The organism is Stappia indica, from assembly GCF_020177335.1.
In the GTDB taxonomy this organism is placed as follows: domain Bacteria; phylum Pseudomonadota; class Alphaproteobacteria; order Rhizobiales; family Stappiaceae; genus Stappia; species Stappia indica_B.
In genome coordinates this window covers 96,888-112,277 of the sequence record NZ_JAIVMG010000006.1, presented here as the reverse complement: position 1 = coordinate 112,277, position 15,390 = coordinate 96,888, and the positions used below count along the sequence as shown (strand labels likewise).

Annotated in this window: 12 protein-coding genes; 6 read left to right on the top strand and 6 right to left on the bottom strand. The window is 65.4% G+C overall.

The features are described from left to right. Positions 1 to 155: 155 nt before the first annotated feature. Entirely contained in the window at positions 156 to 752 is a 597-nt protein-coding gene (locus LC062_RS10140) for an LOG family protein (RefSeq protein ID WP_224910917.1), read from the top strand. Positions 753 to 825: 73 nt separating this feature from the next. On the opposite strand, the gene rarD is transcribed toward LC062_RS10140, so the two are convergent. From rarD to cysS, 3 genes are read right to left on the bottom strand one after another with little or no spacing between them, the layout of a single operon-like run. Continuing rightward, the gene (gene rarD, locus LC062_RS10135; protein ID WP_224910916.1) at positions 826 to 1,755 is read right to left on the bottom strand and encodes an EamA family transporter RarD; all 930 of its coding nucleotides are present in this window, start codon (positions 1,753 to 1,755) and stop codon (positions 826 to 828) included. Between the two features lie 35 nt (positions 1,756 to 1,790). After that, the gene (cimA, locus tag LC062_RS10130) at positions 1,791 to 3,383 is read right to left on the bottom strand and encodes a citramalate synthase (RefSeq protein WP_224910915.1); all 1,593 of its coding nucleotides are present in this window, start codon (positions 3,381 to 3,383) and stop codon (positions 1,791 to 1,793) included. A 35-nt stretch (positions 3,384 to 3,418) separates the two neighbouring features. Further along, a complete protein-coding gene (gene cysS, locus LC062_RS10125) occupies positions 3,419 to 4,852 on the bottom strand; it encodes a cysteine--tRNA ligase (RefSeq protein WP_224910914.1) in 1,434 nt (477 codons plus the stop codon). 301 nt (positions 4,853 to 5,153) lie between these two features. On the opposite strand from cysS, the gene LC062_RS10120 reads away from it, so the two are divergent. Continuing rightward, the gene (locus tag LC062_RS10120; protein WP_224910913.1) at positions 5,154 to 6,869 is read left to right on the top strand and encodes a L,D-transpeptidase family protein; all 1,716 of its coding nucleotides are present in this window, start codon (positions 5,154 to 5,156) and stop codon (positions 6,867 to 6,869) included. Positions 6,870 to 7,356: 487 nt separating this feature from the next. After that, positions 7,357 to 7,689, top strand: coding sequence for an ArsR/SmtB family transcription factor (locus LC062_RS10115; protein ID WP_181759877.1), 333 nt, complete (start codon positions 7,357 to 7,359; stop codon positions 7,687 to 7,689). A gap of 66 nt (positions 7,690 to 7,755) precedes the next feature. Here the strand turns inward: LC062_RS10115 and LC062_RS10110 are convergent, their stop codons facing one another. Together LC062_RS10110 and LC062_RS10105 are read right to left on the bottom strand one after the other, a co-directional pair. Further along, complete coding sequence (locus tag LC062_RS10110; protein ID WP_404829705.1) at positions 7,756 to 8,283, bottom strand: CreA family protein; 528 nt, start codon at positions 8,281 to 8,283, stop codon at positions 7,756 to 7,758. A gap of 161 nt (positions 8,284 to 8,444) precedes the next feature. Then, on the bottom strand, positions 8,445 to 8,798 hold the full coding sequence (locus tag LC062_RS10105) for a hypothetical protein (protein ID WP_224910911.1): 354 nt from the start codon (positions 8,796 to 8,798) through the stop codon (positions 8,445 to 8,447). A 253-nt stretch (positions 8,799 to 9,051) separates the two neighbouring features. Here LC062_RS10105 and LC062_RS10100 point away from each other — a divergent pair, with 253 nt between their 5' ends. Further along, positions 9,052 to 9,540 (top strand): MarR family winged helix-turn-helix transcriptional regulator, encoded by a 489-nt coding sequence (locus LC062_RS10100; RefSeq protein ID WP_224910910.1) that lies wholly within the window; start codon positions 9,052 to 9,054, stop codon positions 9,538 to 9,540. Positions 9,541 to 9,633: 93 nt separating this feature from the next. Then, the gene (locus LC062_RS10095) at positions 9,634 to 10,896 is read left to right on the top strand and encodes a DUF2865 domain-containing protein (RefSeq protein WP_224910909.1); all 1,263 of its coding nucleotides are present in this window, start codon (positions 9,634 to 9,636) and stop codon (positions 10,894 to 10,896) included. Here the strand turns inward: LC062_RS10095 and gltX are convergent. After that, positions 10,859 to 12,232, bottom strand: a complete 1,374-nt coding sequence (gltX, locus tag LC062_RS10090; RefSeq protein ID WP_224910908.1) for a glutamate--tRNA ligase — start codon at positions 12,230 to 12,232, stop codon at positions 10,859 to 10,861. The two genes, LC062_RS10095 and gltX, sit on opposite strands and share 38 nt — an antisense overlap. Before the next feature lie 488 nt (positions 12,233 to 12,720). Between gltX and LC062_RS10085 the strand changes: the two genes are divergently transcribed. Next, the gene (locus LC062_RS10085; protein WP_224910907.1) at positions 12,721 to 14,727 is read left to right on the top strand and encodes a HAMP domain-containing methyl-accepting chemotaxis protein; all 2,007 of its coding nucleotides are present in this window, start codon (positions 12,721 to 12,723) and stop codon (positions 14,725 to 14,727) included. The last annotated feature ends 663 nt before the right edge of the window (positions 14,728 to 15,390 follow it).

Below are 15,390 nucleotides of genomic sequence, written 5' to 3'. Positions count from 1 at the left end.
CGAAACGCGCCGATAACGGCCACCCCAAAACCACTGCCCCGAGGCCGGCAGGCATGGTTATACCGCTTTTCCCGGAGCGGCAAGCGCGCCCGCTTGCGCTCCCCGGCTCAACTGGCCGCTTGACCGGCATCGCGCCGCAATGCCAAACAGATCGCATGAGCGATCTCAAATCCATCTGCGTTTACTGCGGCACCGGCGAGGGCACCGACCCGGCCTATGTGGCAGCCGCTACCACCCTGGGCCGGAACATCGCCGAGGCTGGTCTGTCCCTCGTCTACGGCGGAGGCTCCATCGGCCTGATGGGCGCCGTCGCCCGCGCGACGCTGGAAGCCGGCGGCAAGGTCACCGGCATTATACCCCGCTTCCTGCAGGAGCGGGAGGTGATGATGCAGACCGTCACCGAGCTGATCGTCACCGAGGATATGCACGAGCGCAAACGGGCGATGTTCGAGCGGGCCGACGGCTTCGTCGCCCTGCCCGGCGGCATCGGCACCCTGGAAGAGCTGGTCGAGGTGCTGACCTGGGGCCAGCTCGGCCGCCACCGCAAGCCGGTGGTGCTTGCCGACATCAACGGCTTCTGGCGCCCGCTCGTCGATCTCTTGGAGCATATGAAGAGCGAAGCCTTCATCCGCCCCGGCTTCGAGATCGACTATCATGCGGTCGGCCGGGCCGCCGACATCGTTCCCACCCTGCGCGAAGCCTGCAAGGTCGCCACTCAGGGCGCCCAGCTCGCCGATTTGAACCGGTTCTGAGCGGCACACCTGCCCTCACCCAAGGCGCAACACCCAAGGCCAGCGCGGGAACCCCGCGCCGGTCGCCCCCATGCTACATCACCTTTTCCGGCCGCACCCGGGCCCGCCGCCGCCAGGCGTCGGCGGTGAACAGCGCCAGCGACAGCCAGATCAACACGAAGGTGGCAAGCCTGAGCGTGCTGATCGGTTCGTGATAGATGTAGACCGCCATCAGCAAGTGCAGGCTGGGCGCCAGATACTGCAGCAGCCCGGCGGTGGTCAGCGGCAAGCGCCGCGCGCCCCCGGCAAACAGCGCCAGCGGCACCGCCGTGACGATGCCCGTGCCGGCGAGCAGCAGGAACAGCCCCGGCCGGTCGAGCGGCAGCACATCCGCCGTTCCCGTGACGCCGGCATAAAGCAGGTAGCCCAGCGCCAGCGGCGACAACAGCAGCGCCTCGACCATCAGCCCCGGCGAGGCGCCCACCGGCACCATCTTGCGGATATAGCCATAGATCGCGAAGGTCACCGCCAGCACCATCGCCACCCAGGGAAAGGTGCCGAGCGCCATGCCTTGCGCGCCCACCGCCAGCGCGGCGATGGTGAGCGCGATCTTCTGGGTGCGGCTGACCTGCTCCTTCAGCACGACCATGCCGATCGCCACGGAAACCAGCGGATTGGCGAAATAGCCGAAGCTGATCTCCAGGATCCGCGCATTGTCGATCGCCCAGATGAACACCAGCCAGTTGACCGAGATGATCAGCGCCGACAGGGTCAGCTTGCCCCGGATCCGCGGGTTGGCGAGGATCGCGCGCACCTCCGAAAGCCGGCCGCGCAGCCCCAGGAAGATTGCCAGAAACAGCACCGACCACAGGATCCGGTGCGCGACGATGATGTCGGCGTCGATGTCCCCGGTCCATTTGTAATAGACCGGCAGGAACCCCCAGAGCAGGTAGGCGGACACCATGAAGATCATGCCGAGCCGCCATTCGGCCCGGGCCGCCTCATCGGACGCAAGTGAAGTCATCGCGGATGCGCTTTCAGCCCCGAAGGGCCGACCCGCTAGCGGGTCGCCTTCAGCAGCGTGTAGGTGTGGGAATCGATCAGCGCCTGGAACGACGCATCGACGATATTGCCGGAAACGCCGATGGTGAACCAGCGTTTATGCGTGCGCCGGTTCTGGCTCTCCACCAGAACGCGCGTCACCGCATCCGTGCCGCCGTTGAGGATCCGCACCTTGAAGTCGATCAGTTCCATGGCGTCGATGGCGTCCTGATAGCGGCCGAGATCCTTGCGCAGCGCCTTGTCCAGCGCGTTCACCGGACCGTTGCCCTCGGCCACAGACATGAGAAGCTCGCCATCGACCTCCAGCTTCACCACCGCCTCGGAGACGGTCACCAGCTCGCCGAGCGCATTGTGCCGCCGCTCGACCATCACCCGGAACGACTTGACGTCGAAGAACTGCGGCACCTCGCCGAGCCGGCGCCGGGCCAGAAGCTCGAAGGAGGCATCCGCCGCCTCATAGGCATAGCCCTGCGCCTCCCGCTCCTTCACATCCGCCAGCAGCGCATCAAGCCGGGGATCGGCCTTGTCGACGGCAATCCCGAGCCGCTGCAATTCGCCAAGCAGGTTGGACTTGCCCGCCTGATCGGAAACAAGTACCCGGCGCCGGTTGCCGACCGTCTCCGGCGGCACATGCTCATAGGTCTGCGGCTCCTTGAGGATTGCCGAGGCATGAATGCCGGCCTTGGTGGCAAAGGCATTCTCGCCAACGTAAGGCGCGTGCCGGTCCGGCGAGCGGTTGATGATCTCGTCGAAGGCGCGGGAGATGGAGGTGATCTCCGCCAGCGCCTCACCGCTCACCCCAAGCTCGAAACGGGCGCGATAGGCCGGCTTCAGCATCAGGGTCGGGATCAGGGTGATCAGGTTGGCATTGCCGCAGCGCTCGCCGATGCCGTTGAGCGTGCCCTGGATCTGGCGCACGCCCGCCTCCACCGCCGCCAGCGAATTGGCGACCGCGTGGCCGGTGTCGTCATGGGCGTGAATGCCCAGATGCGCGCCCGGCACCACCTTGGTCACCGCACCGACGATCTCGCGCAGCTCACCCGGCAGCGTGCCGCCATTGGTGTCGCACAAGACCACCCAGCGCGCGCCCGCCGCATAGGCGGTGCGGGCACACTCCAGCGCATACTCCGGATTGGCCTTGTACCCGTCGAAGAAATGCTCGCAATCGACCATCGCTTCCCGGCCGGCAGCCACCGCCGCCTCGACGCTCTCGCGGATCGAGACAACGTTCTCCTCGTTGCTGCAGCCCAGCGCCACCTTGACGTGGTAGTCCCAGCTCTTGGCGACGAAACAGATTGCCTCGGCGGCAGAATCCAGCAGCAGTTGCACGCCCGGATCATTGGCCAGCGACCGCCCCGCCCGCTTGGTCATGCCAAAGGCGGTGAAGGTGGCCTTCCGGGTGCGCTTTTCGGCAAAGAACGCCGTGTCGGTGGGATTGGCGCCCGGGTAGCCGCCCTCCACATAGTCGATGCCGAGCCGGTCGAGCAGTTCGGCGATGACGATCTTCTCCTCCACCGAGAAGTCGATGCCAGCCGTCTGCGCCCCATCGCGCAAGGTGGTGTCGAACAGGTAGAGGCGATCGCGTGTCATTGACCCATCCTTGAACGTCTGACCTTCCGGCGCGGTCATCGTGCCAGTTCCCATGTGGTTTCCACCGTGCCGGTGTCCGCATTGCGCGCATCCTTCAGGACAACGCCCTCGGCGGCGAGCAGATCGCGGATCCGGTCCGCCTCGCCCCAGTTCTTCGCCGCGCGGGCCGCGTTGCGCTCCGCGATCAGGCCGTCGACCCGTGCCGCCAGCTCCGGATCCGCCGCCCGGGCCGTGACCTCCTCCGCCGCCGCCCGGATGCCGGTGAGGTCGACGCCGAGGAAGTCGAGCGAGGCCGCCAGCGCCGCTTTCGCCTGGGTATCGCCGCCGCGGGCCTCCCGCGCCAGCCCGTGCAACACGGCAATGGCGCGCGGGGTGTTGAGATCGTCGCACAGGGCCTCCACCAGCGCATCCGGCACCTTGGTATCGGCCTTGTCCGCCGGCATGGAGGCCAGCAACGCATCCCACTTCTGCAACAGCCCCTCGGCCTCCGACAGGCTCTTTTCGGTGAAATCGAGCGGCTGGCGGTAATGGGTCATCAAGAGGGCAAGCCGGATCGCCGCGCCGGGCCAGACCCGCCCGCCAAGCTTTTCCGTCTCCAGCAGGTCATGCACGGTGATGAAGTTGCCGAGCGATTTCGACATCTTCTCGCCTTCGACCTGAAGGAACCCGTTGTGCAGCCAGTAGCGGGCCATCACCTCGGTCCCGTGGCTGCAACGCGACTGCGCCACCTCGTTCTCATGGTGCGGGAACACCAGATCGGCACCGCCGCCGTGAATGTCGAAGGTCTCGCCCAGATGGCGCCGCGCCATTGCCGAGCATTCGATATGCCAGCCCGGCCGCCCCGGCTCCTCGATGCCGCACGGCCCCGGCCAGCCAGGTTCGCCCTCCTTCGACGGCTTCCACAGAACGAAGTCCATCGGGTCCTTCTTGTAAGGCGCCACCTCGACCCGCGCTCCGGCCTGCATGTCCTCCAGCGACCGGCCCGAGAGTTTGCCGTAATCGGCCATCGAACCCACATCGAACAGCACATGGCCCTCGGCCACATAGGCATGGCCCTTGGCCACCAGTTGCTCGATCATCGCCTTCATCTCGGCGATATGCTCGGTCGCGCGCGGCTCGATGGTCGGATCGAGCGCGCCCAGCGCCCGCATGTCCGCATGATATTGCGCCGCCGTGCGTTCGGTCAGCTCGCCGATCGACACCCCTTCGGCCGCCGCCCGTGCGTTGATCTTGTCATCCACGTCGGTGATGTTGCGCACATAGGTGACGTGCTCCGCCCCGTAGAGGTGACGCAGCAACCGGAAGAGAGTGTCGAACACGACCACCGGGCGCGCATTGCCGATATGCGCATAGTCATAGACCGTCGGCCCGCAGACATACATGCGCACGTTGGTCCGATCCTCGGGGACGAACACGTCCTTGGTCCGGGTCAGGGTATTGGTCAGCTTGAACGCATGGTCAAAGCTCATGGTCGAACATCTCCTGGCCGGCTGGCCGGGGCGTCCGTCTCATCTCCCGTCGGGAGGCATCACGCATGAGGAGAACGGCCACAGCCAGCGGTGTCGCTAGCTGCAAATAATGAGAATCGAGATTCGGTTCCGCGTGGCCGTTGTCATGGGGAGCGTTTTGGCCCGATTGCCGCAGCGGGTCAAGCATTTCAATGCGCCAATTCCTTTGTGGTTGGAACCGGGCGCACGGTCGATCCACTCTCCCCGTTTACCTTCCGGTTGTGTAGGATGACGCCACGGTCGCCGGAAAAGGGAGAATTCAATGCGTCTTGCCACCACCATCCTTGCCGCCTCGCTCGCGGTGGGGTTGCCGCTTGCCGGCCTGCTGTCTCCGACAGCGCCGGCGCTTGCCCAGTCGGCGGCGCTGCCGGACATGGATGGCACGGCAACAGCGGAGAAAGTCCCGGCCGACCTGCTCCCGACCGATCCGCTGGCCTTTGCCATCGCCGCCCGGCTCGACAGTGCCGACAGCATGATGCTGGATGCCGCGCTCAACGCCGGCAGCGAGGAGGAGGCCGAACTCAGCGTCCGCGATTTCTACCAGCAGCGCCAGTTTCAACCGCTCTGGCTCTCCGAGGATGGGCTCAACCCGTTCGCCAAGGAGCTGCTCGTCGCCCTTGAAAACGCGGGCGAACATGCGCTCGACCCGGAGGATTACGACCCGGACCGGCTCGCCCAGCTCGCCTTCAACGCCGCCGGCGTGGAGGATCTGGCCGCGCTCGACGTCGCCCTGTCGAGCACCTACGTCACCTATGCGAGCCACCTGGCCGCCGGCCGGGTCAAGCCGAACCGGGTCAACAAGTCCCTGAAGCTCTTCCCGCTGGCGCCCGACCCGGTCACCCTTCTGGATCTGGTCGACTCCAGCGAGAGCTTCACCGAAGTGCTCGAAGGCCTGTCGCCGAATACCCCCAACTATGACCGGCTGCAGGATCGCCTCGCCGACTACCGCGTCAAGCAGGCGGCCGGCGGCTTCACCCTCGTGCCGGGCGGCCCGGTGCTGAAACCCGGCATGACCGACGCCCGGCTGGAGGCCCTGCGCGCCCGGCTGATCGAAGAAGACCTTCTGGCCGCCGGCAGCCATTCGGGCAACGTCTATGACGGTGCCCTGCTCGCGGCGGTGAAGCTGTTTCAGGAGCGGCACGGGCTGGAGGTCGATGGCGTCATCGGCAAGAACACCCTTGTCGAGATCAATGTGCCGATTTCGGCGCGGATCGAACAGCTGGCGCTCAACATGGAGCGGCGGCGTTGGATGCCGGACGATCTGGGCGAGCGCTACGTCTTCATCAACCTCGCCGACCAGAACCTGAAGGTGGTGGATAACGACAAGACCGTGCACACCACCCGGGTGGTGGTGGGCAAGCCCTATCATGCCACCCCGGTGTTTTCCGACCAGATCACCTACGCGGAGATCAATCCGTTCTGGACGGTCCCCTTCTCGATCGCGACCTCGGAATACCTGCCGCAGCTTCAGCGCAATCCCGGCGCCCTTGCCGCCAAGAACATTCGCATCTTTTCCGGCAATCGCGAGATCAGCCCCTATGCGGTGGACTGGAACGGGGTCAGCCGGCGCAATTTCTCCTACACGCTGCGCCAGGACCCGGGCCCGAGCAATGCCCTGGGACGCATCAAGTTCATGTTCCCGAACAAGTTCAGCATCTACATCCACGACACCCCGTCGAAGGCGCTGTTCTCCCGGGCCCAGCGCTCGTTCAGCCATGGCTGCATCCGCGCGGAAAACCCGTTCGATCTTGGCGATGTGCTGCTTGCCCGCGATGGCTGGAGCAAGGAGCGGCTGATTGCCGCCCGAGACACGCAGAAGCGCCGCATCGTCAAGCTGAAGGAGCCCATTCCGGTCCACCTCACCTACCTGACCGCCTGGGTGAACAAGGATGGCTCGACCCACTTCCGCCGGGACGTCTATGGCCGGGACAAGGTGCTGAAAACCGCGCTGACGACGAATCGCCGCGCCGACCTTTGAGGCACGGCAGCGGTCGCGGCGCCCCCTCCCCCCCGCACTGCGGCCGCAAGGAAACTGAACGGTGGATAAACGCTCCTCTCAGGGGCGGTTCACGGCCCGAATGCGACGATCACGCATCGATCAGGTCTCGCGTATCGGGTGTTTTCTCATGTCCCAGATGTTTCGTCAGGTGCTCGCCGCACTCATTCTGTCCGTCGCTCTTCTCTCACCGGTTGTCCTGATGGTCTCCGCGCCAGAGGCTGGAGACCGTTCTGAAATGCGGCTTTCCCGCGTGTCGGACTGCATTCCCGATGCCTTTGGCTGCAGCGCCGGAGCATACCACATGCATTCCACACGTTGACGAAAGGGAAAGTCGCGACGATAGTCTCCCGCGTGCCATTTGCGCCGGAGGGCGGCAAACCGGCACCATCGTCAAGACGCCATAGTCCCGCAGCACACTTTCTGGGAGACGGCGGCACAGGCCAAGGGCTCGACAGGAATAGAACGGATGATCGACGCGCTGCAGAACAAGGCAGAGGACGCAGCAAGCTTTCTCAAGATGCTGGCCTCGGCCCCACGGCTGATGCTCCTGTGCAACATGGCGGGCGGGGAAACCAGCGTCGGTCACCTGGCTGAACAGACCGGCATGCGCATGCCGACGGTGTCGCAGCAACTGGCCCTGTTGCGGGCGCAAGGGCTGGTGCGCACCCGGCGGGATGGCACCACCATCTACTACAGCCTCGACAGCGAGATCGCCATCGACGTGCTGGCGCTGCTGCAAAAGCACTTCTGTCCGCCCGAAGAGATCCAGGCAACAAAGGAGCGCGCGGCCGCGCAATAAGCGTCGTCCCCGTGCCAGCGCTCCCTCACGGGCGCAACGCAACCGCCGCGCCCTGAACGTCGCGGTTTACTCGTCGAGCCAGTCGGCACAGGCCGGCGCTTCCGCCCCGCCCCAGGGCATGATCGGCACGGTCGAGGTGGAGTTCTTCGGGCTGCCCTCGATGATCTTGTCCGAATAGACCAGATAGACCAGCACATTGCGCTTGGCATCGCAGCCACGCACGATCCGCATCTTCTTGAACAGGAACGAGCGGCGCTGGCGGAACATCTCCTCGCCCTGCTCGAACTTCTCCTTGAACGTCACCGGCCCAACCTGACGGCAAGCGAGCGACACGTCCGAGACCTCCTCGGCCACGCCCAGCCAACCGGACACACCGCCCTTTTCCGGAACGGTGAAGTGGCAGGCCACCCCTTGCACGATCGGATCGTCGATCGCGTAAGTCGCCAGCTTGTGATCCGGTGTCAGCAGCTTCCAGACCGTCGATTTCTTGAAAATCAGGTCCGGTTCGCCCTCCGCCTGCGCGCCGCTGGCAAGCCCGAGCCCGAGCCCAAGTGCGAGCAAGGTCACAAAGGCCGCACCGGCCAGCCGTGTCATCAAGGTCATCCGGTCTGTCTCCCCGAAAGGTTGTTGGCGCCGAAAGGCCGCCGGTCCCGATATGGGGGCAAAGGCGCGAAATTGCGAGGGGCTCGGGCCAAGGCCCGGCCGGAGACCACGCAGCGCGGCGGTTCGCCCTGCCCTGCCCAGCCTATGACACTTCACACCAAAAGCGCGCCCAGATGCACCAGCCCCACCAGCGGCGACGGGGTCGCCAGCAGTGCCAGGGATGCCAGGCTGAGTGCGCCCAGCACCAGGATGACCACGGCCAGGCGCCGCTCCCCCTTGCCCCGCGCCAGCCGCCAGAGCGCAAGGTGCAACCCGACGATCAGCACCAGGAAAACGCCGGCCAGGAGATACCCGGCCGCCGGCCCACTTCCGCCGGCGGTGGCGGGGCGGATCAGCAACGCCGGCAGAAAGGCGCCGGCCAGCGGCAGCGCCAGCACATGCACCAGCACGGTCCAGACAAGGGCCACGCTCTGTGGCGGAGGTGAGGTGTTGGCCGGTCGTGTCATACGATTCGCGTGAGCCCCGTTGCACTATGTCGAGGTGACATGCCCCGTGCACCGCTGGCAACCGGTTTCCGCGCGCATCCAGACCGACGCCGGGACACAGCACCGTAGATGTGCTTGATGAAGGAGAGGTGGTTTTGCAGGAAAGCGATGACGGCCCCCACCGAACTGGCCTAAACTCGTTGCGCTCGCATCTTTACTCTTATTGCGAGCATAAAGAGAATATTCAACCAAAATCAAGGGCCGTATCGCCATCATGACCGCCACGCCGCCAACGCTGAAGCTGGAGGCCTTTCTCCCCTACCGACTGAGCATCCTGGCCGAGGCTGTCAGCCAGTCGCTCGCCGGCGTCTACCGGCGCCGCTACGGCATCGCCATCCCGGAATGGCGGGTGCTGGCCACGCTCGGCCAGTTCGACAGCATGACCGCCAAGGAAATCGGCCTGCACTCGCGCATGCACAAGACCAAGGTGTCGCGGGCCGTCGCCACGCTGGAAGAGCGCCGGCTGGTGCGCCGCCACACCAACAGCCGCGACATGCGCGAGAGCTTTCTGGAGCTGACCAGCGCGGGCCGCCGCATCTACGACGAACTCGTACCGGAAGCCCTTGGCTTCGTCGACCGGCTGCTCGCGCCGTTGTCGGAGGAAGAGCGGACGACACTGGAGCCGCTGTTGCAGCGCCTGACCGAGCGCGCCTTCGAACTGAACGACCGGATGGACGAGCGACCGGACGGCACAGGGAGTTAGCGCGCAATTTACTAAACTCCCCGGCTTTTGTTGTGTCGAGGCGGCCCGGCGGCGATAGTTCAGCAAGAGATTTCCCACAAGGGAAACGTGCGAATGAGCCAGGGACGGCAAGAGGTGATGAGAAACGCCAAACGGCAGCGCGCCACCGCGCCCGTGACGCGCGCGCTCCTGACGGGCGTGCTGCTGACGGCTGCGCTGCTGGTCGCGGGCCCGCAAGACGCCTCCGCCGCCACCTGCTCGGCTCTGGCCGCCGAACTGAGCCGCAGCACCGCGCGCACGCCGCAATCGGCGGAACAACGAAAATGGGCCAAGGCAGCGCGGCAACAGGCCAAGTCCCTGTCGCTCGCCGAGCGGGATGCGCGCCATCTCGGCTGCAACGCAGGCGGCGCCGATGCCTCCTGCTCCCCCCTCACTGCCAAGATCAAGAAGATGCGGGCCAATCTGGCAAAGCTGGAGCGCAAGCGCGACCGGCTCACCCGGGGCGGCGGCGGTGCCAAGGCGCGCACGGCGCAGCTCAGGCGCGCCATGAAAAGCCAGGGCTGCGGCACCACCCGCAGCGCCCGGTCGTCAGATCGCGGCGGCGGATTTCTTGCGCTGTTCGGCATTGGCCGGAACACGGATAGGGCAGACGACAGGGGCGGCCCCGTGCAGGCATCCTCTGCGGCGACCGCGCCGGACCGGCGCCGCTCCAGCGTCCGCGTCACCTCCTCCAGCGACCGCAGTGCGCCCCGCCGGGCCATTGGCCAGACCTACCGCACCATGTGCGTGCGCACCTGCGATGGCTTTTTCTTCCCCATCAGCTATGCGGTGACCGAAAACGGCCTGAGCCGCGATGCGGCCGTCTGCCGCTCCATGTGCCCCTCGGCGGAAACCCGGCTGTTCCTGCATCGAAATCCGGGGGAAACCCTCGACGACCTGGTAGCCCTCGACGGCACGCCCTATGACATGCTGCCGAACGCCAACCGGTTCCGGACACAGTTCGTTTCAGGTTGCAGTTGCCAGTCGGAGAACAGCGAGCGCCAGACCATGGCCAGCCTGATCACCAGTGGCGACGATGCCGAGGCCGCCGGTTATCTGCGCGACAGCATTGCGGGCAAGGCCGAGCTAAAAGCCCCCCAGCCAAGAGTACCAAGGGGCGCCGATCCGGACACCGCTCTTAACCTGCGCCTCGGCTTTGCCCCCGAGCGTGCGCCGGCGCGCCTGCCGGTGCTCGGGCGCCCTCAGGCCGAAACGACACCGACACTCACCGAGGTGGCGCCGCAGGCAGAGCCCGCCGCCCCTGCGGTGACGAAACCCGCCGAGGAGGGCAAGCGCCCGGTCAGGGTAGTCGGGCCACGCTATTACGTCGCCCAATAACCGGCAGGAAGGTCTTCATGTCCGGCCCATGCGCGGCACCGGTCAGGGCCAGCCGCAGCGGCAGGAACAAGGCCTTGCCCTTACGCCCGGTCTGCGCCTTCAGCGCGCCCGTCCAGGCGCCCCAGGTGGTTTCGTCCCAGGGCTCGGCCGGCAGCAGCTCCGCCGCCTGCTTCAGATACTCCGCATCCTCGAGCGCCGGCGCCGCATCGGCCGGCATGTCCGCGCCGCCCGCGACCACCTGCCACCAGCGCTGCGCGTCCGCCACCGTCTCGCAATTCGCCCGCACCGCATCCCAGAACGGCGCGCCGCCGCCGATACCAAGCGCCTCAAGCCGCTCCGACACCGCCGCGAACGGCAGACCGTGAACCAGCCGGGCATTGAGCGGGCGAAGGTCGTCCGGATTGAACTTGGCGGCTGAGCGGGAAATATCGGTCAGCTCCACCTGCCCGGCCAGCGCCGCAAGGCTCTCCGCCGGCTCGATGGCATGGCGGGTGCCGGTGAGAACCGCCAGAGACGCCACCGCCAGCGGCTCGTAGCCCGCCTCGCGCAGCGACCGCAGCGACAGAGCCCCCTTGCGCTTCGACAGCCCCTCGCCGGACACGGTGGTCAGAAGGTTGTGATGGGCGAACACCGGCGGTTTGGCGTCGAGCGCGGCGAAGATCGCCAGCTGCACGGCGGTGTTGGCCACATGATCCTCGCCGCGAATGACATGGGTGATGCCCATGTCGATATCATCGACAATCGACGGCAGCGTATAGAGGTAGGTGCCGTCGGCGCGGATCAGCACCGGATCGGACAGGGAGGCCAGATCCACGGCCTGTTCGCCGCGGCACAGGTCCTGCCAGCTTTCCTCCGTGCGCACGGTGGAGAACGGATCGCCCGCATGATTGGGCAGAAGGAAGCGCCAATGCGGCTTGCGCCCCTCGGCCTCCAGTGCCGCCCGCTCCTCCGGGGTGAGCCGAAGCCCGGCCCGGTCATAGACCGGCGGACGACCAAGCGCCCGCGCCCGCGCCCGGCGGCGCTCCAGCTCCTCGGCAGTCTCATAGCAGGGATAGAGCAGCCCGGCGGCCTTCAGCCGCTCCGCCGCCGCATCATAGGCGGCGATCCGCTCCGACTGGCGACAGACCCGGTCCGGCACGATGCCGAGCCAGCCAAGATCCTCGGCGATTGCCGCAGCGAACTCGGCGGTCGAGCGCTCCAGATCGGTGTCATCGTAGCGCAGCACGAAGCTGCCACCGGTCTTCAGCGCATAGAGCCAGTTCAACAGCGCCGGTCGGGCATTGCCGATATGGAGAAATCCGGTGGGCGAGGGAGCAAATCGAACGGTAACGGTCATGACGCTCTCTTACCCAGAAGCAGCACGGGCGGCAATCCCGATCACGCCGCCCTCCCCGTTGCCCCATTCCCAACGATCGCAAGACCTCCGGCACGCCGGACGTTGAGTCACGCCCCGGCTCTTCGCCGGTGGACCACCGACGTCCAGATCAACAAGAACCAAACGGGGAGCGCCGGATGATTTTCTCAAGGAAATCGAGCGGAAAGGAGCCCGCCCTACCGGGAAAGGACGAGCAGGGAGATCTCCCAGAGAAGGAAAACCAGAAAACAAACCTATAAATTGATTAATTTAAATAATGCAACCCAATAATACATTAAAAAATCAAAAAATCTTAAATATAAAAACATATTTTAACATAAATAACCATTCATTAACGATGATTTACTAGATTTCGCAATGAAAATAGCCGCGATACTGCAACCCCCCATAGAGCCTGACCGCGACGTCAGACATAATCGAAAAACAACCGCATAAGAAGGTGAAGATCCTTGCTAAATCACATCAAGATTTCAAAGAAGATATTTGGAGGATTCGGCACGATCCTCCTCCTTCTTCTTGTCATCAGCACCGTCTCATCCCTCAATCTCAGCAGCGGAAGCGACAACTTCGCCCGCTACAGAGCCATTGCCATCCAAACCAACCTTGCCGGCGAGGTACAGTCCAATCTTCTTGAAGCGCGCCTGGCGGTGAAGAACTTCATCCAGCGCTCTTCCCAGGAGGATGTGGCAACCGTCGAAAACCGCATCCAGCGGACCCGGGAGCTTGGCCGCGAGCTGAACGAGGGGCTCGCCGGATCGGAGATCGGAAAGATCATCGCCAATGCGGGCGAGGAAATCACCGCCTATACGGACGGCTTTGCACAGGTGGTCCGTCTGCAGGCGGAGCGCGACGGGCTGATCGCCGACGTCCTCAACAGCGCCGGTGTGGAAATCGAGCGCAAACTGACCGAAATCATGCGCAGCGCCTATGACGACCGGGACGTGGGAGCCGCCTACCGCGCCGCCAATGTCCAGCGCAGCCTGCTGCTCATGCGGCTTTACATGGCCAAGTTCCTGGTCACCAGCAGCGACGCCGATTTCGACCGCGTCGTCCAGGAAGGAACCGCGATGGCGGAGCTTCACAAGAGCCTGGTCATCGAGCTTCAGGACCCCACCCGGCGCGCCCTCGCCAAGGAGGTCGGCTCCCTGCGCGAAGCCTATATCGCCGGCGCCACCCGCATTCACGACGCCACGATCGAGCGCAACAGGATCACCGCCCAGGCTCTCGACGTCTATGGCCCGAAGATTGCGCAGGAGATGGAGCAACTGAAGCTGGCCATCAAGGCCGAACAGGAGAGTCTCGGTCCGCAGGCCACCGCCGCCATGAGCCAGGCCGTCGTACTGACCGTGACCGTCGCACTGATCGCCATCGCCCTTGGACTTTGGGCCGCGTGGTTCATCGGCCGCGGTATCGCCAACCCGATCCGCGCGATCACCGAGGCGATGAAGACCCTGGCCGCCGGCGACAAGACCACCGAGATCCCCGGGCAGGATCATCGCGACGAGATTGGCGACATGGCCGCCGCGGTCAACATCTTCAAGGAGAACATGATCAAGGCCGACACCCTGTCGGCGCGCGAGGCGGAAGAAGCCCGGGCGCGTCAGGCACGGGCCCAGCGGATCGAGCAGCTCACCCAGAACTTCGACGCCAGCATCTCGGAACTGCTCAATGCCGTGGCCAGCGCCTCCACCGAAATGGAGGGAACGGCCAGCTCGATGTCGACCATCGCCAACGACACCAACGACCGGGCAACCACCGTGGCCAGCGCCGCCGAAGAAGCCTCCGCCAATGTGCAGACGGTGGCCTCGGCGACGGATGAGCTGTCCAGCTCGATCCAGGAAATTTCCCGCCAGGTGGCCCAGTCCTCCAGCATCGCCGGCCGCGCGGTGGAACAGGCGGACAAGACCAACGGTCAGGTCCAGGGTCTTGCCCTGGCGGCCCAGCGCATCGGCGAGGTGGTGAGCCTGATCTCGGCAATCGCCGAACAGACCAACCTTCTGGCCCTCAACGCGACCATCGAGGCGGCCCGCGCCGGAGAAGCCGGCAAGGGCTTTGCGGTCGTCGCCGCCGAGGTCAAGGAACTGGCCAACCAGACCGCCAAGGCAACCGAGGACATCAGCCAGCAGATCGGCTCGATCCAGACGGAGACAGACGAGGCGGTGGCCGCGATCCAGGTGATCGGCCGCACCATCACCGAGATCAACGAAATCGCCGCCGGCATCGCCGCCGCCGTCGAGGAGCAGAGCGCCGCCACCGGCGAAATCGCCCGCAACGTGGAACAGGCATCGATCGGCACCCAGGAAGTGTCCAGCAACATCATCGAGGTCACTCACGGTGCGACCGAGACCGGTGCGGCGGCCACCCAGGTGACCGGTGTCGCCGCCGACCTCAGCAGCAAGGCCGAACGGCTGAAGGCCGAGGTGGAGCAGTTCCTCGCCGACGTGCGCGCCGCCTGATACCAAGGCACGTCGCCGACCCCGACCGGGCCGGCGCTACCACAAACAGAAGGCCCGCCGATGCCCAGCATCGGCGGGCTTTTTTGTGGCAGAGCGCCTCAGCGCCATGGCGCCCCCTTGCCTCTTGCCCCTCCCCGGCCTGCCCTTCAGCTCATGAAAAACCCCGCCGCCGGAGGCCGGCGACGGGGTAAATGTGATACCCCCTAGGGGCGTCCTCCCGGACGGAGCAAAGCGGAGATCCGGGATCAAGGAGCCACGGCCTGTCGGCTCCATCCTCATGACAACGAACGTCGTTCGGCTCTCCGATCCCGGGTCGCGCCAGAGCTCGCCTGGGATGACGCCGAGAAATAGCGCAGGGGTTATTCTTCTCCCGACATTGCCCCACACTCCACGTCTTCCCGGACGCAGCGCACGCGGAGATCCGGGACCGGCGAGCCACAGTGTGCCGGTTCCAGACCCATGAAAACGCCGGGCTTTTGGCTCTCCGATCCCGGCACGGGGGCCGGGATGACGCCGAGGCGCGAGGCATCGATTGCCGTCATGCGCAAGATCATCGCCCTCCTCAATGTGCGCTTGAGAGACGAATTGACTGGAATGAGTTGATGACGCCGAAAGGTGTCGTTGCCCTCGATCAACAGTCAGACCCCGCCGCCGGAAACCGGC

Bases quoted from the DNA above. Each gene is read 5' to 3' on its own strand.
- LC062_RS10140 (WP_224910917.1), top strand. From the start codon at position 156: ATGAGCGATCTCAAATCCATCTGCGTTTACTGCGGCACCGGCGAGGGC.
- rarD (WP_224910916.1), bottom strand. From the start codon at position 1,755: ATGACTTCACTTGCGTCCGATGAGGCGGCCCGGGCCGAATGGCGGCTC.
- cimA (WP_224910915.1), bottom strand. From the start codon at position 3,383: ATGACACGCGATCGCCTCTACCTGTTCGACACCACCTTGCGCGATGGG.
- cysS (WP_224910914.1), bottom strand. From the start codon at position 4,852: ATGAGCTTTGACCATGCGTTCAAGCTGACCAATACCCTGACCCGGACC.
- LC062_RS10120 (WP_224910913.1), top strand. From the start codon at position 5,154: ATGCGTCTTGCCACCACCATCCTTGCCGCCTCGCTCGCGGTGGGGTTG.
- LC062_RS10115 (WP_181759877.1), top strand. From the start codon at position 7,357: ATGATCGACGCGCTGCAGAACAAGGCAGAGGACGCAGCAAGCTTTCTC.
- LC062_RS10110 (WP_404829705.1), bottom strand. From the start codon at position 8,283: ATGACACGGCTGGCCGGTGCGGCCTTTGTGACCTTGCTCGCACTTGGG.
- LC062_RS10105 (WP_224910911.1), bottom strand. From the start codon at position 8,798: ATGACACGACCGGCCAACACCTCACCTCCGCCACAGAGCGTGGCCCTT.
- LC062_RS10100 (WP_224910910.1), top strand. From the start codon at position 9,052: ATGACCGCCACGCCGCCAACGCTGAAGCTGGAGGCCTTTCTCCCCTAC.
- LC062_RS10095 (WP_224910909.1), top strand. From the start codon at position 9,634: ATGAGCCAGGGACGGCAAGAGGTGATGAGAAACGCCAAACGGCAGCGC.
- gltX (WP_224910908.1), bottom strand. From the start codon at position 12,232: ATGACCGTTACCGTTCGATTTGCTCCCTCGCCCACCGGATTTCTCCAT.